We start from the raw sequence: 20,501 nt of genomic DNA, 5'->3' as shown, positions 1-20,501 counted from the left end.
GGAACGCTTGCCTTGAATTCTCCGCTTGAAGCCACCCCCGATGCCCGGCGCGACGTGTCGTCCGCCGGGCGCGCACGTGCGCCCGAAGGCACCTTTGAACTGAGCCGCAAGCGCGTCGACGAACTCGATACGATCTTCGGCGAAGGCGGATTGCTGGCGCGTGCGCTCGACGGCTATCGGCCGCGTACGTCGCAGATCGAGATGGCGCGCGCCGTCGCGTCCGCGATGGAAGCGTCCGCGCGCCGGATGCCCGAGCCCGAGATCTTCGAAACCCGCAAGCGGCCGGCGCGTCGCCTCGGCGACGGCGACAAGGCGGCCGAACCGGGCGCCGCTGCAGCCGAGGTCGACAGCGATGCTGGCGACAACACGCTTATCGTCGAGGCCGGTACGGGTACCGGCAAGACCTATGCGTATCTCGTGCCCGCAATGCTGTGGGGTGGCAAGGTGATCGTGTCGACCGGCACGAAACACCTGCAGGACCAGCTGTTCCAGCGCGACATCCCGACCGTGCGCAACGCGCTCGCGGTGCCGGTGTCGGTGGCGATGCTCAAGGGGCGGTCGAACTACCTGTGCCATTACTACCTGCAACGCACGGCCGACAACGGCCGGCTGCCGTCGCGGCAGGATACGGCCTATCTGCAGGAAATCGTCCGTTTCGCGAAGATCACGAAGAGCGGCGACAAGGCCGAGCTCGCGAGCGTGCCGGAAACGGCGCCCGTTTGGTCGATGGTCACGTCGACGCGCGACAACTGCCTTGGCCAGGAATGCCCGCATTACAAGGAATGCTTCGTGATGCAGGCGCGGCGCGAGGCGCAGCAGGCCGACGTCGTCGTCGTCAACCACCACCTGTTCTTTGCGGACATCATGCTGCGCGATACGGGGATGGCCGAGCTGCTGCCGAACGCGAACACGGTCATCTTCGACGAAGCGCACCAGTTGCCGGAAACGGCGACGCTGTTTTTCGGCGAGACGCTGTCGACGACGCAGATTCTCGAGCTCGCACGCGACACGGTGGCAGAAGGCCTGAGCCATGCACGCGACGCGGTCGAATGGGTGAAGCTCGGCGGCGATCTCGAGCGCGCGGCGCGCGACTTGCGCCTTGCGTTCGCGAACGACCAGATCGTGCGCATGTCGCTCGCCCAACTCGGCGACGATCACCCGATGTTCGGCGCGCTCGACGCGCTCGAAGCTGCGCTCGACGCGCTTGCATCGGCGCTTGCAAGCCAGGCCGAACGGGCGGAATCGCTCGGTGCGTGCCTGCGGCGTGCACGCGAGCTGCAGGACCTGCTGGCCGGCTGGGTCGCGCCCGGTGCGACGGAGGCGGCCGCGAAGGCCGACGCGGCGGCGGCCGGCGACAAGGCGGCATCCGACGGCGATCCGAACGAGAAGGTGCGCTGGGTCGAAGTGTTCGCGCATACGGTCCAGTTGCACGAAACGCCGCTGTCGGTCGCGCCGATCTTTGCCAAGCAGCGCGCGGGCGTGCCGCGTGCATGGGTGTTCACGTCGGCCACGCTGTCGGTGCGCGGCGATTTCACGCACTACGCGGCTCAGATGGGCCTCAGCTCGCGTCGCTCGATGACGCTCGCGAGCCCGTTCGACTACCAATCGCAAGGGCTGCTGTACGTGCCGCGCAACCTGCCGCAACCGTCTTCGCCGGCGTTTACCGATGCCGTCTTCGACGCCGCGCTGCCGGCGATCGAGGCGTCCGGTGGCGGCGTGTTCATGCTGTGCACGACGCTGCGCGCGGTCGACCGGATCGCGTCGAAGCTGCGCGACGTGATCGAATCGCGCGGCTGGAACACGCCGCTGCTCGTGCAGGGCGATGCGAGCCGCACCGAACTGCTCGACCGTTTCCGTGCGTACGGCAATGCGATCCTGGTCGGCAGCCAGAGTTTCTGGGAAGGCGTCGACGTGCGCGGCGATGCGCTGTCGCTCGTCGTGATCGACAAGCTGCCGTTCGCGCCGCCGGACGATCCGGTGCTGGCCGCGCGGCTCGATGCGCTGACGAAGAAGGGGCTGAGCCCGTTCGCCGTGCACCAGTTGCCGCAGGCCGTGATCACGCTGAAGCAGGGCGCGGGCCGGCTGATTCGCGCGGAGACGGATCGCGGCGTGCTGATGATCTGCGACACGCGGCTCGTCGACAAGCCCTACGGGCGCCGGATCTGGCAGAGCCTGCCGCCGTTCAAGCGGACCCGCGAGATCGCGGTCGTCCAGGACTTCTTCGACGAGCACCGTTCGGCAAAGCTCACGTGACGGCGCGCGCGGCGATCGCCGCGCGATCGCACCGGCGCCGCCTGAACGCGGCGCCAATAAAAAACCCGGCTCGATGGCCGGGTTTTTTGTGCGTGCAGCGGGCGCTGCACGGTGCTTTCGTCAGAACTGCCACCACGACTTCTTCGCGCCGGGGCGCGAGTGGCCCGTGACGTACGGGCTGTCGGGGAACGTGCCTGCGAGCACGCGCTTCGTGTCCTCGGCGAGTTCCGGCTGGTTCAGCTTGCCGTACGACAGGATCATGATGTGCAGTGCGTCCTCGATCGCCGGGGCACCCTTGTAGTCCTTGATCGCGAGCTGCGCGCGGTTGATGGCCGCGACGTAGGCGCCGCGCCGGTAGTAGTAGTCGGCCGCGTGCACTTCGTGCGACGCGAGCGCGTTGACGATGTAGCGCATCCGCGCGGCGGCGTCGGGCGCGTACTTGCTCTTCGGGAAGCGGTCGACGACGACCTTGAACGCATCGTACGATTCGCGCAGTGCCTGCGGATCGCGCTCGCTCATGTCCTGACCGGAGAACCGGCCGAACAGTCCGAGATCGTCGTTGAAGTGGATCATCCCCTTCAGGTAGTACGCGTACGGGATATCCGGATGATCGGGGTGGAGCTGGATGAAGCGGTCGACGGCCTGGTCGGCGGCTGCCGCTTCGTTGTCCTTCCAGTTGCAGTATGCAACGTTGATCTGTGCCTGCTGCGCGAAATGACCGAACGGATCGCGGCCTTGCAGCGACTCGAAATATTTCGCGCACTTGCCCCAGTCGCCGCCGGACAGTGCGTCCTGGGCCTCTGAGTATAATTTGTTATTCGACCAGGTAGCCGTCTCGTCCTGCTTCTGCGGCAAGCCGTGGCAGCCGGCGATGAGGGCCGCGGCCGCTACCGCCGCAGCCCGGGCGGCGACGGTTCTGGCCGTACGTTTGGTCGAATTCATCATGCTCGCATGTCCTAGCTTCAAGTCTCGGTGACCCAGTCTAAATGACCCGTTCAAGTTCGCAGAATGCCCAGCCGGGCACACCAAATCGCGAAGATTATAGCCCAAGCGATCGGCCCGCCGACGCTGCGTCGGGGGATTCCCTCGATGACGATCTGGCTGGCGACGCAATGCAGCCGCCCGTCGTGCCGTCCGCGGCGGTCGACGACGCGCCGCGCGTCGTCGAAGTGCCGCTGTCGCTCGCGGGTGAACGCCTCGACAAGGCGCTCGCCCAACTGTTCCCCGAATTCTCGCGCAGCCGCCTGCAGAGCTGGATCGAGGCGCAGCGCGTGCTCGTCGACGGCGCACCGGCGAAGATCCGACAGCCGGTGCCGCTCGGCGCGAAGGTCGAGCTCGTGCCCGACCTGCTCCCCGAGCAGCTCGCCTTTACGCCGGAGCCCGTGCCGCTCGACGTGATCTACGAGGACGACGCGCTCGTCGTGATCAACAAGCCGGCCGGCCTCGTCGTGCATCCGGCTGCCGGCAACTGGAGCGGCACGATCCTCAACGGGCTGCTGCATCGCTACGGCGACGCGGCGGCCGGCCTGCCGCGCGCGGGCATCGTCCACCGGCTCGACAAGGAAACGTCCGGCCTGATGGTGGTGGCCCGTACGCTGGCCGCGCAGACCGACCTCGTGCGCCAGTTGCAGGCCCGCACGGTGAAGCGCCGCTATTTCGCGCTCGTGTGGGGCACGATGCCCGAGGAAGGCACGATCGACGCGCCGATCGGCCGCGATCCGCGCGAACGCACACGCATGGCCGTCGTCACCGGCGCATCGGGCAAGCCCGCGCGCACGCATTTCCGCACGGTTGACACATGCCTGTGGCAACGTCAGCCGGTTTCGGCGATCCAGTGCGATCTCGAGACCGGTCGCACGCACCAGATCCGCGTGCATTGCGCGCACGCCGGGCACCCGCTGCTCGGCGACCCCGTGTACGGGCGGGCGCGCGGCAAGCGCTCGGTCGCGCCGTTGCCGGACGGTTTCGCGCGACAGGCGCTGCATGCATGGCGGCTCGGTCTCGTGCATCCGGTCACGGGCAAGTCGATGCAATGGCGCTGCCCGCTGCCGGACGACATGAACGCACTCATCGCGGCGCTCGGCTTCGGGCACGGTGACGAGGAATTCGACGACGATGACGGTGTCTATGACGATGACGATTTCGGCGGCGAGTATCACGACGATGAGCCGTATCTGGACGATGAGGAGGAGTGAGTGCCGATGACGAACCTGGCGCCGTTGACGTGGCAGGACTGCGTACAGCCCGACTGGCAGGTGTCTCCTCGCGTGCGCGCGCTGATCACGACGCGCGACGGCGGGGTGAGCGAAGGCCCGTACGGGCGCTGGCAGGGCGCAGAAGCGCTGCCGGGCGGGATGAATCTCGGCCTGCATACCGGTGACGACCCGGCTCATGTCGCCGGGAATCGCGCGCGCTTGCTCGCGCTGGCGGGCCAGCCGGGAGCCGCCTGGCTCGAGCAGGTTCACGGCGCGCAGATCGTGCACGCGGACGAGGTGATCGCGGCGGCCCCCGCGGCGGCGGCGCCGGTGCAGGCAGACGCGAGTGTCACCGACCATGCTGGCGCCGTCTGCGTCGTGATGGTCGCGGATTGCCTGCCCGTGCTGCTGTGCGACACGCAAGGCCGCGCCGTCGGCGCCGCGCATGCGGGCTGGCGCGGGCTGGCGGCCGGCATCGTCGAGCAGACCGCGGCGCGTGTCGCGGCACTCGCGGGCGGCGCGACGGACGCGCTTCATGCTTACCTCGGGCCGGCGATCGGCCCGCGGGCGTTCGAGGTCGGCGCCGACGTGCGCGACGCGTTTCTCGACACGGCCCCGCAGTCGGAGCATGATGAAACCCGGCTTGCGTTCGTTGCGGTCGATGGTGCGCCCGGCAAGTTCCTGGCCGATCTCTATGCGCTCGCGCGCTTGCGTCTTGCGCGTGCGGGTGTTGCGCACGTGAGCGGCGGGACGGCCTGCACGGTCACCGAACAGGCGCGCTTCTATTCGTACCGGCGCGACCGCGTGACAGGCCGCATGGCGGCGGCGATCTGGTTGGCCGATTGACGGGATGCGCATGCGCAAGGCATTTGCTGCGCCGCAAAATCGGGTTATCTCGATATTTCGGCGGCTATGCCGCACCGCATGCGCGGCTGAATGAAAAATCGCGAAGTCAAGTCAATCAAAATGTTTTATGTTTCGCCGGAACCCTTGTCCCGCCTGTTGCGCGAGGATTATCTCCGTGCGGAAATGTTCAGCGGTTTGACATGGCGCTTCACATGGGGAAAACGATAATGATAAAAATACCGCACTGCGGCAGAATCTGGAGACGCCTCTCCAGAGCATGACGGCCCGGCTCGCAACCGGCATGCCGCGCGCGAGCAGGATTTCACGATAGACGCTCACGAATCACCGGTAAGGCAGGTAATGACAGCATCGAAAAAATCGTCGACGTCCGCTCAGGCGGGCACTTCCACGGGCAGCATTGGTTTCGATCCGGCCGCCCAGCCGATGCAGCAGATGTTCGAGTCGTGGTTGAACGCGTGGCGCGGTTTTGCAGATCCGGCACGTGCCGCGACTGCGTCGGCCACCGTGAATCCGTTCGCGACATTCCAGTTCCCGACATCATTCCCGTTCCAGGTGCCGTCGATGCCCGATTTCGGCGCGATGGCGTCGCCGTTCGCCGGGCTGAAGCTGCCGGCCGCCGCGATTCCGCCCGAGCGGCTGCAGGCGTTGCAGGCCGACTATGCGCGCGATTGCATGGCGCTGATGCAGCAGGCAGCCGCCGCGAAGCTCGAGTCGCCCGAACTGAAGGACCGTCGCTTCAGCGGCGATGCGTGGAAGGCGTCGCCGGCGCATGCGTTCGCGGCGGCCTGGTATCTGCTCAACGCGCGCTATCTGCAGGAACTGGCCGACGCGCTTCAGACCGATCCGAAGACGCGCGAGCGGATTCGTTTCACGGTCCAGCAGTGGACGGCCGCGGCCGCGCCGAGCAACTTCCTCGCACTCAATCCCGACGCACAGAAATCGATCCTCGAGACGCAGGGCGAAAGCCTGCGGCAAGGGATGATGAACCTGCTCGGCGACCTGCAGCGCGGCAAGATTTCGCAGACCGACGAATCGCAGTTCGTGGTCGGCAAGAACCTCGGGTGTACTGAAGGCGCGGTCGTCTACGAGAACGACCTGATCCAGCTGATCCAGTACACGCCGAAGACGGACAAGGTGTTCGAGCGGCCGCTGCTGATCGTCCCGCCTTGCATCAACAAGTTCTACATCCTCGACCTGCAGCCCGAGAATTCGCTCGTCGCGCACGCGCTGTCGAACGGTCATCAGGTGTTCCTCGTGTCGTGGCGCAACGCGGATGCATCGGTCGCGCACAAGACGTGGGACGACTACATGAACGAAGGGCTGCTCGCGGCCATCGACGCCGTGCAGCAGGTGAGCGGCCGCGAGCAGATCAACACGCTCGGCTTCTGCGTCGGCGGCACGATGCTCGCGACCGCGCTCGCGGTGCTCGCCGCGCGTGGCGAACATCCGGCCGCGTCGATGACGCTGCTCACCGCGATGCTCGACTTCAGCGACACCGGCATTCTCGACGTGTTCGTCGACGAGGCACACGTGCAGATGCGCGAGCAGACCATCGGCGGCAAGAACGGCACGCAGCCGGGGCTGATGCACGGCGTCGAGTTCGCGAACACGTTCTCGTTCCTGCGTCCGAACGATCTCGTGTGGAACTACGTCGTCGACAACTACCTGAAGGGCCGCACGCCGGCGCCGTTCGACCTGCTGTACTGGAACAGCGATTCGACGAGCCTGCCGGGCCCGATGTACGCGTGGTACCTGCGCAATACCTATCTCGAGAACAAGTTGCGCGAGCCGGGCGCGTTGACCGTGTGCGGCGAATCGGTCGACCTGACGCTGATCGACGTGCCGACCTTCATCTACGGCTCGCGCGAGGATCACATCGTGCCGTGGCAGACGGCTTATGCATCGACGTCGATCCTGTCGGGCCCGCTGAAGTTCGTGCTCGGCGCGTCGGGGCACATCGCGGGCGTGATCAATCCGCCGGCGAAGAAGAAGCGCAGCTATTGGGTCAACGACAGCGCCCTGCCCGAATCGGCGGACGACTGGTTCGCCGGTGCGGCCGAGCAGCCGGGAAGCTGGTGGACGAACTGGGTCGAATGGCTCGACGAGTACGGTGGCCGCAAGGTGGCGCCGCCCGCCCAGCCCGGTACCGCGCAGTTCCCGGTGATCGAGCCGGCGCCGGGGCGTTACGTGTTGCAGCGCGATTGACGAAAACCGGACAGCGGCGCACGCTGTCCGGAGCACCGCAGTTTTTTAACAGGGCCGGTAGCGATGCGCCGTGTCGTGCGGGCCTGGAGGAAAGGGAAATGACGGACGTAGTGATCGTATCGGCCGCGCGTACCGCGGTCGGCAAATTCGGCGGTTCGCTTGCGAAGATTGCGGCGCCGGAGCTGGGCGCGACGGTGATCCGCGCGGTGCTGGAGCGTGCGGGCGTGAAGCCCGATCAGGTCAGCGAAGTGATCATGGGCCAGGTGCTGACGGCCGGTTCCGGGCAGAACCCGGCGCGGCAGTCGCTGATCAAGGCCGGGCTGCCGAGTGCGGTGCCGGGGATGACGATCAACAAGGTGTGCGGCTCGGGCCTGAAGGCCGTGATGCTGGCGGCGAACGCGATCGTCGCGGGCGACGCGGAGATCGTGATCGCGGGCGGCCAGGAGAACATGAGCGCATCGCCGCACGTGCTGCCGGGCTCGCGCGACGGCTTCCGGATGGGCGACGCGAAGCTGGTCGACACGATGATCGTCGACGGCCTGTGGGACGTGTACAACCAGTACCACATGGGCATCACGGCGGAGAACGTCGCGAAGGAATACGGGATCACGCGCGAAGAGCAGGACGCATTCGCGGCGCTGTCGCAGAACAAGGCGGAAGCCGCGCAGAAGGCCGGGCGCTTCAACGACGAGATCGTGCCGGTGTCGATCCCGCAACGCAAGGGCGAGCCGCTGCAGTTCGCGACCGACGAATTCGTGCGTCACGGCGTGACGGCGGAATCGCTGGCGGGGCTGAAGCCGGCGTTCTCGAAGGACGGCTCGGTGACGGCGGCGAACGCGTCGGGGCTGAACGACGGCGCGGCGGCGGTGCTGGTGATGTCCGCGCAGAAGGCGGCGGCGCTGGGTCTGACGCCGCTGGCGCGGATCAAGGCGTACGCGAACGCGGGCGTGGATCCGAGCGTGATGGGGATGGGCCCGGTGCCGGCATCGCGCCGGTGCCTGGAGCGCGCGGGCTGGACGCCGGGCGACCTGGACCTGATGGAGATCAACGAGGCGTTCGCGGCGCAGGCGCTGGCGGTGCACAAGCAGATGGGCTGGGACACGTCGAAGGTGAACGTGAACGGCGGGGCGATCGCGATCGGTCACCCGATCGGCGCGTCGGGCTGCCGGATCCTGGTGACGCTGCTGCACGAGATGGCCAAGCGCGACGCGAAGCGCGGGCTGGCGTCGCTGTGCATCGGCGGCGGGATGGGCGTCGCGCTCGCGGTCGAGCGTCCGTAACCGGCCGTTCGTTACCGTCGAACCGAATCCGAGGCACCGGCCGATTGCGGCTTCGGCCGGCGCCACGTGAAGTCAGAGGGGGCCTCGGCAGCTCTCGAAACCAAAAAATGGAGTGAGATTCATGTCTCAGCGAATTGCGTACGTAACGGGCGGGATGGGCGGCATCGGCACCAGCATCTGCCAGCGTCTGTTGAAGGACGGCTTCAAGGTCGTCGCGGGTTGCGGCCCGAACTCGCCGCGCCGCGTGAAATGGATCGAGGACCAGAAGGCGCTCGGGTACGATTTCATCGCGTCGGAAGGCAACGTCGGCGACTGGGACTCGACCAAGGAAGCCTTCGACAAGGTCAAGGCCGAAGTCGGCGAGATCGACGTGCTGGTCAACAACGCGGGCATCACGCGCGACGTCGTGTTCCGCAAGATGACGCATGAAGACTGGACGGCCGTGATCGACACCAACCTGACGAGCCTGTTCAACGTGACGAAGCAGGTGATCGACGGGATGGTCGAACGCGGCTGGGGCCGGATCATCAACATTTCGTCGGTGAACGGCCAGAAAGGGCAATTCGGCCAGACCAACTACTCGACCGCGAAGGCCGGCATCCACGGCTTCACGATGTCGCTCGCGCAGGAAGTCGCGACGAAGGGCGTAACGGTCAACACCGTGTCGCCGGGCTACATCGGCACCGACATGGTGAAGGCGATCCGTCCTGACGTGCTCGAGAAGATCGTTGCGACGATCCCGGTGCGGCGTCTTGGCGGGCCCGAAGAAATCGGCTCGATCGTCGCGTGGCTCGCGTCGAACGATTCCGGCTTCGCGACGGGCGCCGACTTCTCGCTGAACGGCGGCCTGCACATGGGCTGACGCCCAGGCTGCGCGGGCCGGGTGGCCGCGCAGCCGGGTGTGTTCCGAAGGCCCCCGCCTCCCGGATTCGGGCGGCGGGGATTCGTCACTTGCGCTACCGCTGCACTCAAAGGCGTTACATGACTACTACAAAGAAGACGGCCGAACGGCTCATCAAGAAGTACCCGAACCGCCGGCTCTACGATACCGAGACAAGCACGTACATTACGCTCACCGACGTGAAGCAACTCGTGCTGGAGCAGGAGGACTTCAAGGTCGTCGATGCGAAATCCAACGAAGACCTCACGCGCAGCATCCTCCTGCAGATCATCCTCGAAGAGGAAAGCGGCGGCGTGCCGATGTTCTCGTCGTCGATGCTGTCGCAGATCATCCGTTTCTACGGTCATGCGATGCAGGGCATGATGGGCACGTACCTGGAAAAGAACATCCAGGCGTTCATCGACATCCAGAACAAGCTCGCGGATCAGTCGAAGAACCTGTACGAAGGCAATGCGATGAATCCGGAAGTCTGGTCGCAGTTCATGAACATGCAGGCACCGATGATGCAAGGGATGATGACCAGCTACATCGAGCAGTCGAAGAACATGTTCGTGCAGATGCAGGAGCAGATGCAGAACCAGGCGAAGTCGATGTTCAGCACGTTCCCGTTCAAGCAGCCGGGCGCGTCGGAGCCGGAGAAGAAGTAACGGTTTCGCGGCTGGCCGGGCGCGACACGGTGGCGCGAGCCATCGGGTGTCGGTGCCGCGAAGCAGCGCGGTGCGGGTCGGCCGATCGTGCATTCGGGCGCGACGATGTACGGCCGCCGCCTGCCGGACTATCTTGCCGACGGTCGTTCATGACCGTCGGTACCGAATGCGCGCGCCGGGTTCGGGCGTGCATGACCGTCGTCCAGTCGATCGAGATCCAGTCACCAGCGAAGAAACACCGGGGCGCGTCGCGCCGGACGGTGTGCGTTCGTGCAGGCGCGCGTACCATGAGCGGCGCTGCCCGGTGAAGCGTGGAGGCTACCTTCGGCGAAATGCGATACCGGTGCCCGGGCACAGCAGGCGGTGACGGGCGATGCCGCATCGATGCAGTGCGACCAAGAAAAAACCGACTGAGAGAGAGCATGCGAGGGATTCGAATGGCATCGGCCGGCAGGCTGGCTGGTCTTGCTTCGATGTTCATGATGGGCGTTGGCGTGGCGCTACCGGCCTTTGCGATGGATTGCGCGAAAGCCGTGCAGCGGATCGAGAAGCGCATCTGCGCGAGCCCGGTGCTGCGCGCGGCCGACGCGCGGATGAATTCGGCGTACGCGGGCGCGCTGAAGGCCGCGCCGGACACGGCTATCCGCGACATGCTGGTGCGTAGCCAGCGCCGCTGGATCGACGCGCGCAACAATCGTCTCGACGCCGACTACGAAGGCCGCCCGCTGGCCGTCGACGAAGTGCGCAAGGCAATCGACCGGCGCACCGCCGTGCTGGCCGATCAATCGGATAAGGGGTTGATCGCGCGTGCACAGGCCGAGCGCAAGTGGCTCGCGAATTTCACGGGCGGCCCACTCACCGGTTTCGATGCAAACTGCGATTTCATTCCCGACGATGCGCGTGGCGCGCACGTTTCCTATGCGTGTTTCGGTGCGGTCCATGTGCAGCATCGTGCGCGGGTCTGCAGCCAGAGCGAGGACTGGGCGACCGGTGCGGTCTATCAGTACCGGTCGGTGAGTGCGGCCGACGGCGGGAAGGTGCGCCCCGTGGCGTTCTGCGAAACACAGGCGCATGCGAGTGCATGCGACAACGGTGGCACGCAATCGGGGTGGATGCGCGCGGGGGCGTCCGGCGGCGATAACCACGCGTCGGCGCCGGTAACCGGGTTGCCGCAACTCGACGCGGAAATGTGGCCGATCGGCGACGGAGACGATGCGGTTTGGTTCGATCGGTGCCTGAAGGCGTCGGTGTTTCCGGACATGCGGTGAATTGCCGAGTCCGGTGTTCGAGCAAGGCCCGCTTCGGCGGGCTTTTTTGTTTCGTCAGCCCGTCTCGCGTGCCGCGGATGTCGATCGATCGGTTCGGTGCCGGGCGCGAGAGGGCGAGACGATTCGCAATGATGGGCGGCAGGCAACCGCACAGCGGCGAAAAGGGGGCGGACGGTATAGTCGGAATCCCGCGACTTCCGAATGTCACTCATGAGATACAACCCGCTGCGCGTCGTCGTGGTTGGCGCAGGCATCGTCGGTGCGTCCACCGCGTGGCATCTTGCGCGATCAGGTGCGCGGGTCACGCTTCTGGAAAAACAGACGGCGGCCGCAGGCGGCGCGACTCGCTGGTCGTTCGGCTGGGTGGGCACCGGCAGCGCACTTCCTTCCGAAAACCCGTCCCGATTCTCTCGCACGCTCGGAGCGCTTCCGGAGTTCGCCCGGCTTGAGCGTGAGCTGGGCCCGTTGCCGGTGACGACGCGCGGGGCACTTGTCTGGCTGGACACGGATGCGCAGACCGCTGCACTGATCGACGAGCAGCGTGCGGCGGGCGTGCAAATGGAAGCGTTGGGGCGTCGAGAGGTGGCCCGGCTGGAGCCGCGTCTTGCACGGCTTCCCGAGCTGATTGCATGGGCACCGGACGATTTCGTGGTCGAGCCGATCGACTTGACGCGTCAGTTGCTGGCCGGTGCGCAAGCGGCCGGTGCGCGGATTCGGTGCGGTTGTGCAGTCGATGCGGTCGAAACGCGTAATGGGCGCGCTGTCGGTGTGCATACCGCGAACGGGCATGTGCCGGCGGATGTCGTCGTCCTGGCGAATGCAGCTTCCGCGGTTGCCATCGCCGCGGGTCTGGGCGTGTCCTTGCCGGTTCGCGAAGAGCCGGCCGTCCTGATGCGTTTCGCGGCCGAACCGGGGCTGATCAGCCACTTGCTCTACGGGCAGGATCTCGAAGTGCGTGTTGGCCCGGCGGGCAGCCTGCTGTCGGCTGCGGATCCTCCGGAAGAGGGGGATGGCGGGCTTGCAGCGCTTGCTGCACGTACGGCCTCGGCTATTTCAGCGCTGTTTGTCGATCCGCCGACCGTCACGCTGCTCTCCGCGAAATCGGCGCCCCGGCCGATGACGAACGACGGGGCGCCGATCAACGGATTTTTGCCGGGTGTTGCCGGCGTCTATGCCGTCGTTGCGCATCCCGGAGTGATTCTGGCCCCCCGACTTGGGCGACTGGCCGCGAGCGCGATCCTGGGTGCGTAACGCGTCTCGTCGCCCGTCAGTGCGCCGGATCGAAATCCTGCTCGCCGTCCGGCGGAGGAAGGTCGAGCACGAGCTTGACCGCGCTGTAGTTGGCCTTGAGCGAAAACACGCGGCCGATCACGAAAAACGTTTGGCTCGAATTCTCGAGTTCGACGAAGTCGCCCGGTTGCGGCACGTGTGCGCCCTGGTCATATGAAAAGCTGGTGCTGGTCTGCTCGCCGATGGCTTCCGCTGCGTGCTCGGTGAATTCGATTGTGATGTGCGTGGTCATGCGAACCCCGTTGGGTCGGTTGAATAGGATGGGTGCCTGGATTTTCGCATAGCGGGCGGGCGCATCCGGGGTGATTTTTTGTGAGGTTCGTGGCGTCGATGGAGCGCCATGGAGCCGTCGCGTAAGGCGATGCGTAGATGCCCCGTTTCGCCTGCGTCAATCGGGCAAGCACTGCGCAACGACGTTCTGGATCGAACAGGCCTGACGGTAAGAGGGCGTGCGCGAGAGAACAGGATCGCCGAGATACGTGAATTCATGGTGCGCTTGCCATCGTGCTCGGCAGAATCGCCGGCCGTACCCTGTGCGTCGCCGGTTGTGGGGAGCGTGACGACGCGTCGACGAATCATGGCAAGCCGGATCCGGAAGCTCTCCGTTCCGTTCCCGATGACATGCATATCAGAGCGCGAGAACGATCTCGGAACACGATTCGTATCAAGGCTATTGGTATCCGGGGTGGGCCCAGCGGCTCTCGCCAACGTATAGCCGCAACGGGTACAAACCTCACTTCCGGACGCAACTCCAGTCCGTTATCGAACCGCTGACGAAATAGGGCGGTCGCTTGCGTGCGGCAACAAACTGCAGGGTTGATCCTGGTGCGTGCTGGGTGATTGATTGTTGAATGGCGAGTTGCTTTGTTTCCTGAATTTCATTGATTTCGTGTAATCGAGTGTAATGGATTTGTTGCGCGGAAAGGGATATTTTGGTTGTGCACAGGATTTAATGTGCAATTTCAGCGAAATTGGTTGGCGTTTCATTAACCGTACCTGAGTAAGGAGATAAAATTATGGCAGCCGCTATTTTGAGTGCGTGGTATGGATATCATGAGCAAACGCGTGAATGCACCGATGAAATCAAGGCGGGGTATGTGAGGGGGGATCGAAAATTCACTGCAAACAATACTTATGTTGGTGATCCGGCTCCGGGGAAAACGAAAACCCTTGTAATCATTTGGCAGGATGTGGCTAGCCAGGGTGAGCGGAGTGGATTCACGATTGAAGGTGATTCGGTGCCGATTATTATTGAATAAGAATGCCGTTGCTGTAATTTTTAATTTTGTGTTCCGGATTCTGATCCAAAGTAAGCGTTCCGCCAGCGTCGTCTGGCGGGACGCGTTGATGGAGCAGAAGGGGCAGGCATTCAAAGTGTGGTTGCAACGGCTGGTGCCTGCCGCTTTCGATCGCTTATGAAGCCAGTCGGATGCGGATGCTCTTCGGTCTGTGAAACAACAACGGCGCCGTGAGGCGCCGTTGCCATTCTTGCTTCTGTGGTTCACCGGGATGGATCAACCTTGCGAAGCTCTACGAGTACGCGATGCGTGACGCTTTTGAATTGCAGTAAGGCGTGGGCTGACGCGACTAGAATCCGCAGGCACGGAGACGTACAGCCAGCTGATCGTTGATCCGGGGTTTGGGAAGGTCGTGTCTGCGCCAGACTGCGTCGCCACACCGTCCACTTGCAATTCCCAGTAGTACTCGCCATTGTACGAATCTCCATTGATGCTTTCGAGTTCGTATCCCATGTAGCCGGGAAATTGGGTGGACTGACTGTACCCGTAATATTCGAAAGTGAAAAGGAATGGGTCGGGACTTGTCGGCGTCTGACCAATTAGAAAAGCTTGTTCGAGTACTTGTCGGACGGTGATCTTTGGCGAGAATGGCACGGTGTATTCGAGTATCTGTTGGCCGCTCCGGGTGTCGATCGCGCGAATGACAATCGGATTAAGGTCGCTCATGATTACCCCCGTTTTTTTGCGTGACCGTATCAGCATAGGCGACGCCTTCCTGCTATTCAATGCAATGAGGGTACGTTTGCTGCGACCTCTAGTCAGTGGAGGGTTTCAATAGATCAGCACAGAGCCGGCCGGCACCTGTGCACACTCGACTGCACGCAGGAAGACGTCCAACGCACCTTGTCGGACGTGCCGCTGATGGTAGGCCGATAGCCCTTCGTCCCGGTGCGAAAGGGATGCATCAAGCGTCGTTTCATGATCGGCTTCCCATCGGGCGGCCAACCGGTGCGGGTTGCGCTGCCGACGGCTGCCCGATTTTGCCTCGCCACCCCTAAATCGCTGTAAACTCACGCTTTTGCTGCCACGCCCCCACATTCCAGATGTCCCAATCCCCCAAAGTAGGGTTCGTATCCCTCGGGTGCCCGAAAGCCCTCGTCGATTCCGAACAGATCATCACGCAACTGCGTGCCGAAGGTTATGAAATCTCCGGCACCTACGACGGCGCCGACCTCGTCGTCGTGAACACCTGCGGCTTCATCGACGAAGCCGTGCAGGAAAGCCTCGACGCGATCGGCGAAGCGCTGACCGAGAACGGCAAGGTGATCGTCACCGGCTGTCTCGGCGCCAAGTCGAGTGCCAGCGGCTCGAACCTGATCGAGGAAGTCCATCCGAAGGTGCTCGCCGTCACCGGCCCGCATGCGGTGGGCGAAGTGATGCAGGCCGTGCATTCGCACCTGCCGAAGCCGCACGACCCGTTCACGGATCTCGTGCCCGCGGCGGGCATCAAGCTCACGCCGCGCCACTACGCGTACCTGAAGATCTCCGAAGGCTGCAACCACCGCTGCACGTTCTGCATCATCCCGTCGATGCGCGGCGACCTCGTGTCGCGCCCGGTCGCCGAAGTGATGCTGGAAGCCGAGAACCTGTTCAAGTCGGGCGTGAAGGAACTGCTCGTGATCTCGCAGGACACGAGCGCGTACGGCGTCGACGTGAAGTACCGCACGGGCTTCTGGAACGGCAAGCCGATCAAGACGCGCATGACCGACCTCGTCGCCGCGCTCGGCGAACTCGCCGCGCAGTACGGCGCATGGGTGCGCCTGCATTACGTGTACCCGTATCCGAGCGTCGACGAAGTGATTCCGCTGATGGCCGAAGGTCCGTTCAAGGGCCACGTGCTGCCGTATCTCGACGTGCCGTTCCAGCACGCGCATCCGGAAGTGCTGAAGCGCATGAAGCGTCCGGCGAACGCCGAGAAGGTACTCGAGCGCGTGCAGAAGTGGCGCGAGATCTGTCCGGACCTGACGATCCGCAGCACGTTCATCGCGGGCTTCCCCGGCGAGACGGAAGAGCAGTTCGAAACGCTGCTGGACTTCATCCGCGAGGCGGAGCTCGATCGCGTCGGCTGCTTCGCGTATTCGCCGGTCGAAGGCGCGACGGCAAACGAACTCGACGGCGCGCTGCCGGATGACGTTCGCGAGGAACGTCGTGCACGCTTCATGGAAGTGGCCGAGGAAGTGTCGGCGAACCGCATCCAGCGCAAGGTCGGCAAGACCCTCAAGGTGCTGATCGACGAAGTCAGCGAGGAAGGCGGCATCGGCCGTACGGCGGCCGATGCGCCGGAGATCGACGGCGTCGTCTATGTCGAGCCGGCAGCGAAGGCCTCGAAGCGCTACAAGGTCGGCGATTTCGTGTCCGTGAAGATCACGGGCGCCGACGGCCACGATCTGTGGGGCGAGGTGTAAGCGATGACCGCCGCATTTCCGGAGATTCTCGCGCTCGGCGAGGCGATGATCGAATTCAACCAGTCGCAGCCGGGCCGGCCTGAATTCCTGCAAGGCTTCGGCGGCGACACGTCGAACTTCTGCATCGCCGCGGCGCGCCAGGGCGCGTCGACGGGCTTCGTGTCGGCGATCGGCGACGATCCGTTCGGCCGGCTGCTGGCCGACATGTGGCGCGCGGAACGCGTCGACACGACGTACGTGCGGATCGACCGCGCGGCGCCGACCGGCGTGTATTTCGTCACGCACGGCGCCGACGGCCACCAGTTCGACTACCTGCGCGCGGGCTCGGCGGCGAGCCGCTATGCAGCCGGCGACCTGCCGCTTGACGCACTGGCCGCCGCGAAGGCCGTGCACCTGTCGGGCATCAGCCTCGCGATCAGCACGGCCGCGTGCGACGCCGCGTTCGCGGCGATCGACCACGCGCGCCGCAACGGTGCGAAGGTCACCTTCGACACGAACCTGCGCCTGAAGCTCTGGCCGCTGCCGCGCGCCCGCGCGGTGATGCGCGAGGCGCTGCGCCAGACGGATATCTGCCTGCCGAGCTGGGACGACGTGACGGCCATCACGGGCGCGAACGATCGTGACGCGATCGTCGACGTGATGCTCGAACACGGGCCGCAGGTCGTTGCGCTGAAGCTCGGCAAGGAAGGCGCCTACGTGGCGACGCCGAACGAGCGGCGCGTCGTGCCGGGCTTCGCGGTCGAAGCCGTCGACGCGACGGGCGCGGGCGACTGCTTCGGCGGTGCCTTCGTCGCGCGGATCGTCGCGGGCGACGATCCGTTCGCGGCGGCGCGTTATGCGAATGCGGCGGCGGCGCTGTCGACGACGGGCTACGGCGCGGTCGCGCCGATTCCGCAGCGCGAGGCGGTGGAGCGCCTGATGCAAGGCTGATGCGGCATGCGCGCGCCGGCCACGGCACGGCACGGCACGGCGGGCAGGGCATCGCCGCGATTTTCGAGCGAATCTGAAGCAAGGAGCAACACAAGGTGGGTCGATATTCGCAATGGCAACGGGCGCTCGTCGTCGCGGGAGCGCTGGCGGCGGGCATGGCGGTGCCAGGTGTGGTCACGGCGCAGGCCGTCGCGCCGGGCGTGCAGCAGGATGAACCGGCAGCGGCGCGGCCGCTGAAGCCGAATCCCGAGTTTGCCCGCCTGCCGCGCTACGAAGGCACGCTGGGCGACCGGCCGATCGTCGTGCATCTCGGCCCGAAGACGGACGAGGAAGGCGTGCACGGTGAATACCAGTTCGCCGATACGGGCGAGGTCGTGCTGCTCGCGGGCGATCGCGACGGCGACACGCTTGAAATCGAGGAATCGAACGACGGCACGAACATCACGGGTGTGTGGGTCGGCCGCTTCGACGCGACGGGCGCCCTGAAGGCCGACCGGATGAATTCGGACGAGTCGGATCCGCAGCCCGTCGTGCTGCGTCTCGCGCCGGGCAAGCGCGCGGCGCTACAGGTGCGCGACGGTCGCGTGCAGGAAATCGAGACGGTGGGTGGCGTGGTCAATCTGCGCACCGACGACTGAACCCGCGCTGGCTCGGCGCGCGCGGCGCGCATTGTACCGGGCCAATTGCGCCGATCTTGGCTAATCTAGCGACATATTCCGCAACCGAACGGCCTCGTGCCCGGCTTCCCGACATGACTGCATCCACTCCCAAGCGCGCGCTGCAAACCCGCATCGTTCAACCCGACGACGTGATCCCGGAAGGTTTCCGTTCGTTCGTGCCGCCGGTCGCGCGTGCGTCGACGGTCGTGTTCCCCGATCTCGCGACGATGCGTGCGCTCGTCTGGCACAACGACAACCAGTGGCGCTACGGGCTGCACGCGACGCCGACGTCGCTCGCGCTCGCGCAGCGGCTCGCCGAGATCGAGGGCGGCACGCATGCGCTGCTGCAGCCGTCGGGCCTCGCGGCCATCATGAACGTCTACTTCGGGATCGTGAAAACCGGCGACGACGTGCTGATTCCGCACAACGTGTACGGGCCGAACGCCGATTTCGGCAACTGGCTCGCGAAGGATTTCGGCATCACCGCGCGCTTCTACGATCCGCTGGTCGGTGCCGGCATCGCCGACCTGATCCAGCCGAACACGCGGCTGATCTGGATCGAGGCGCCCGGCTCGGTGACGATGGAAGTGCCCGACGTGCGGGCGATCACGGCGGCCGCGAAGGCGCGCGGCATCGTCACCGCGATCGACAACACCTTTTCGGCCGGCCTCGCGTTCAAGCCGTTCGAACACGGCGTCGACATCTCGGTGCAGGCACTGACCAAGTACCAGTCGGGCGGCAGCGATGTGCTGATGGGCGCGACGATCACCGCGGATGCCGAGTTGCAAGCAAAGCTGAAGCTCGCACGGATGCGCTGCGGCGTCGGCGTGTCGGTCGACGATTGCTCGCTCGTGCTGCGCAGCCTGCCGAGCATGCAGGTGCGCTTCGACGCACACAGCAAGAGCGCACTCGCGCTGGCGCACTGGCTGAAGGCGCGGCCGGAGATCGCGTCGGTGCTGCATCCGCAGATCGCCGATTGCCCGGGGCATGCGTCGTTCGTGCGCGATTTCACCGGCGCGGGCGGGTTGTTCTCGGTGGTGTTCGACGAACGCTATAGCGCGGAGCAGATCGACCGCTTCGTCGAGTCGCTCGAACTGTTCGCGATCGGCTGGAGCTGGGGCGGCGCATGCAGCCTCGCGATGCCTTACGACGTCGCGTCGATGCGTCCGGACTGGCCGCATCGCGGCACGCTGGTGCGTTTCTATGTCGGCCTGGAAGACGAAGCCGACCTGCGCGCGGATATCGAGCGCGCGATGCAGGCCGTACTCGGCTGATCAACAGCCGATATCGTTCGTCGGAACGACAAAACGCCGGCGCGATGCAACATCGCGCCGGCGTTTTTCATTTGACGCGCGACAGGATCAGAACAGCCGCAGCAGCCCGTCGAGGCCGACGTGGTCGAACGCGACCGTTGCCGCGTCGCGCACGACCGGCTTCGCGTGGTACGCGACCGACAGCCCGGCTTCGGCCATCATCTTCAGGTCGTTCGACCCGTCGCCCATCGCGATCGCACGGCTCGGCTCGAGGCCGAGCGACGCGCACGTCTCGCGCAGCAGGCGCGCCTTCACGTCGGCGTTGACGATTTCGCCGAGCACCTTGCCGGTCAGCTTGCCGTCGACGATCTCGAGCGTGTTCGCATGCGCGTAGTCGAGGCCGAGGCGCGCCTTCAGCCGCTCGGTGAAGAACGTGAAGCCGCCCGACACGAGCAGCGTCTTCATGCCGGCGGCCTTCACGCCGGCGAGCATCGTCTCGGCGCCCGGCGTCAGTTGCAGCCGTTCCTCGTACACGCGTTCGAGCGCGTGCGCGTCGAGCCCGGCCAGCAGCGCGACGCGGCGCGTGAGGCTTTCGTTGAAGTCGCGGATCTCGCCGCGCATCGACGCTTCGGTGATCTCGGCGACCTGCGTTTTCAGGCCGCAGAAATCGGCGATCTCGTCGATGCATTCGATCGTGATCAGCGTCGAATCCATGTCCATCACGGCGAGCCCGAAATCGGCGAGCGTGCGGCCGGCCTCGACGAATGCGAAGTCGAGCGCGTGCGTGCCGCAGTACGCGTCGATGTCGAGGCGCTGTGCGGGGCTCGCGTTTTCGATACGCAGCGCATGATCGTCGGTCTGCACGATGCGGGTGCCGCGCGACAACGCGAGCAGCGGTTTGTGATGGGCGTCCGACAGCGGCGCAAGACTCTGGATGACGAGGTTGTGGGTCATGACGGGATGATTGGGAGGCGAATGAAAAGCGTGCGCGGCCAAAATGGGCGGCCGTCTGCGTGCGTGGCCCCGTTCGGCTGCGGGCCATTGCGTCGC

19 protein-coding genes are annotated in these 20,501 nt (G+C 65.3%); 15 read left to right on the top strand and 4 right to left on the bottom strand.

The window, feature by feature from the left end; all coding sequences use genetic code 11:
- Window positions 1–12 precede the first annotated feature (12 nt).
- On the top strand, window positions 13–2,253 hold the full coding sequence (locus tag ACPTTF_RS09785) for an ATP-dependent DNA helicase (protein ID WP_423371064.1): 2,241 nt from the start codon (window positions 13–15) through the stop codon (window positions 2,251–2,253).
- Window positions 2,254–2,373: 120 nt separating this feature from the next.
- On the opposite strand, the gene ACPTTF_RS09780 is transcribed toward ACPTTF_RS09785, so the two are convergent.
- On the bottom strand, window positions 2,374–3,198 hold the full coding sequence (locus tag ACPTTF_RS09780; RefSeq protein ID WP_011549700.1) for an outer membrane protein assembly factor BamD: 825 nt from the start codon (window positions 3,196–3,198) through the stop codon (window positions 2,374–2,376).
- A 41-nt stretch (window positions 3,199–3,239) separates the two neighbouring features.
- Between ACPTTF_RS09780 and ACPTTF_RS09775 the strand changes: the two genes are divergently transcribed.
- The 8 genes from ACPTTF_RS09775 (at window position 3,240) to ACPTTF_RS09740 (ending at window position 12,867) form a co-directional block, all read left to right on the top strand.
- Window positions 3,240–4,448, top strand: coding sequence for an RluA family pseudouridine synthase (locus tag ACPTTF_RS09775; protein WP_423371063.1), 1,209 nt, complete (start codon window positions 3,240–3,242; stop codon window positions 4,446–4,448).
- Window positions 4,449–4,454: 6 nt separating this feature from the next.
- The gene (gene pgeF / locus ACPTTF_RS09770; RefSeq protein WP_423371062.1) at window positions 4,455–5,294 is read left to right on the top strand and encodes a peptidoglycan editing factor PgeF; all 840 of its coding nucleotides are present in this window, start codon (window positions 4,455–4,457) and stop codon (window positions 5,292–5,294) included.
- A gap of 360 nt (window positions 5,295–5,654) precedes the next feature.
- On the top strand, window positions 5,655–7,520 hold the full coding sequence (locus ACPTTF_RS09765; RefSeq protein ID WP_423371061.1) for a PHA/PHB synthase family protein: 1,866 nt from the start codon (window positions 5,655–5,657) through the stop codon (window positions 7,518–7,520).
- Window positions 7,521–7,618: 98 nt separating this feature from the next.
- Window positions 7,619–8,800, top strand: a complete 1,182-nt coding sequence (locus ACPTTF_RS09760; protein ID WP_423371060.1) for an acetyl-CoA C-acetyltransferase — start codon at window positions 7,619–7,621, stop codon at window positions 8,798–8,800.
- Window positions 8,801–8,921: 121 nt separating this feature from the next.
- Window positions 8,922–9,662 (top strand): 3-ketoacyl-ACP reductase, encoded by a 741-nt coding sequence (locus tag ACPTTF_RS09755; protein WP_166964704.1) that lies wholly within the window; start codon window positions 8,922–8,924, stop codon window positions 9,660–9,662.
- A gap of 119 nt (window positions 9,663–9,781) precedes the next feature.
- The gene (phaR, locus tag ACPTTF_RS09750; RefSeq protein ID WP_006485265.1) at window positions 9,782–10,348 is read left to right on the top strand and encodes a polyhydroxyalkanoate synthesis repressor PhaR; all 567 of its coding nucleotides are present in this window, start codon (window positions 9,782–9,784) and stop codon (window positions 10,346–10,348) included.
- 422 nt (window positions 10,349–10,770) lie between these two features.
- Complete coding sequence (locus tag ACPTTF_RS09745) at window positions 10,771–11,616, top strand: lysozyme inhibitor LprI family protein (protein ID WP_423371059.1); 846 nt, start codon at window positions 10,771–10,773, stop codon at window positions 11,614–11,616.
- 210 nt (window positions 11,617–11,826) lie between these two features.
- Window positions 11,827–12,867, top strand: a complete 1,041-nt coding sequence (locus ACPTTF_RS09740) for an NAD(P)/FAD-dependent oxidoreductase (RefSeq protein ID WP_423371058.1) — start codon at window positions 11,827–11,829, stop codon at window positions 12,865–12,867.
- Window positions 12,868–12,883: 16 nt separating this feature from the next.
- On the opposite strand, the gene ACPTTF_RS09735 is transcribed toward ACPTTF_RS09740, so the two are convergent.
- Window positions 12,884–13,138 carry a hypothetical protein gene (locus tag ACPTTF_RS09735; protein ID WP_423371057.1) on the bottom strand — a complete coding sequence of 85 codons (255 nt, stop codon included), beginning with the start codon at window positions 13,136–13,138 and terminating at the stop codon, window positions 12,884–12,886.
- Between the two features lie 784 nt (window positions 13,139–13,922).
- On the opposite strand from ACPTTF_RS09735, the gene ACPTTF_RS09730 reads away from it, so the two are divergent.
- Together ACPTTF_RS09730 and ACPTTF_RS09725 are read left to right on the top strand one after the other, a co-directional pair.
- The gene (locus ACPTTF_RS09730; protein ID WP_423371056.1) at window positions 13,923–14,165 is read left to right on the top strand and encodes a hypothetical protein; all 243 of its coding nucleotides are present in this window, start codon (window positions 13,923–13,925) and stop codon (window positions 14,163–14,165) included.
- Window positions 14,158–14,325, top strand: a complete 168-nt coding sequence (locus tag ACPTTF_RS09725; RefSeq protein WP_423371055.1) for a hypothetical protein — start codon at window positions 14,158–14,160, stop codon at window positions 14,323–14,325. The genes ACPTTF_RS09730 and ACPTTF_RS09725 overlap by 8 nt, the downstream gene beginning before the upstream one ends.
- Before the next feature lie 95 nt (window positions 14,326–14,420).
- On the opposite strand, the gene ACPTTF_RS09720 is transcribed toward ACPTTF_RS09725, so the two are convergent.
- Window positions 14,421–14,870 (bottom strand): DUF4430 domain-containing protein, encoded by a 450-nt coding sequence (locus tag ACPTTF_RS09720; protein ID WP_423371054.1) that lies wholly within the window; start codon window positions 14,868–14,870, stop codon window positions 14,421–14,423.
- Window positions 14,871–15,247: 377 nt separating this feature from the next.
- On the opposite strand from ACPTTF_RS09720, the gene rimO reads away from it, so the two are divergent.
- From rimO to ACPTTF_RS09700, 4 genes are all read left to right on the top strand, one after another.
- Entirely contained in the window at window positions 15,248–16,609 is a 1,362-nt protein-coding gene (rimO, locus tag ACPTTF_RS09715; RefSeq protein ID WP_166964687.1) for a 30S ribosomal protein S12 methylthiotransferase RimO, read from the top strand.
- A gap of 3 nt (window positions 16,610–16,612) precedes the next feature.
- Entirely contained in the window at window positions 16,613–17,539 is a 927-nt protein-coding gene (locus tag ACPTTF_RS09710) for a sugar kinase (RefSeq protein ID WP_423371053.1), read from the top strand.
- A gap of 95 nt (window positions 17,540–17,634) precedes the next feature.
- Window positions 17,635–18,177: a hypothetical protein gene (locus ACPTTF_RS09705; protein ID WP_166964683.1), complete on the top strand. Its 543-nt coding sequence runs from the start codon at window positions 17,635–17,637 to the stop codon at window positions 18,175–18,177.
- Window positions 18,178–18,290: 113 nt separating this feature from the next.
- Window positions 18,291–19,472 (top strand): cystathionine beta-lyase, encoded by a 1,182-nt coding sequence (locus ACPTTF_RS09700; RefSeq protein WP_423371052.1) that lies wholly within the window; start codon window positions 18,291–18,293, stop codon window positions 19,470–19,472.
- Window positions 19,473–19,559: 87 nt separating this feature from the next.
- Here ACPTTF_RS09700 and serB read toward each other — a convergent pair whose 3' ends face one another.
- On the bottom strand, window positions 19,560–20,405 hold the full coding sequence (serB, locus tag ACPTTF_RS09695; RefSeq protein WP_166964680.1) for a phosphoserine phosphatase SerB: 846 nt from the start codon (window positions 20,403–20,405) through the stop codon (window positions 19,560–19,562).
- Between the last annotated feature and the right edge of the window lie 96 nt (window positions 20,406–20,501).

This window comes from Burkholderia crassaminum, from assembly GCF_964265005.1.
In the GTDB taxonomy this organism is placed as follows: domain Bacteria; phylum Pseudomonadota; class Gammaproteobacteria; order Burkholderiales; family Burkholderiaceae; genus Burkholderia.
The sequence above is the reverse complement of the archived record's forward strand: the minus strand, read 5'-3'. Positions and strand labels throughout refer to the sequence as shown.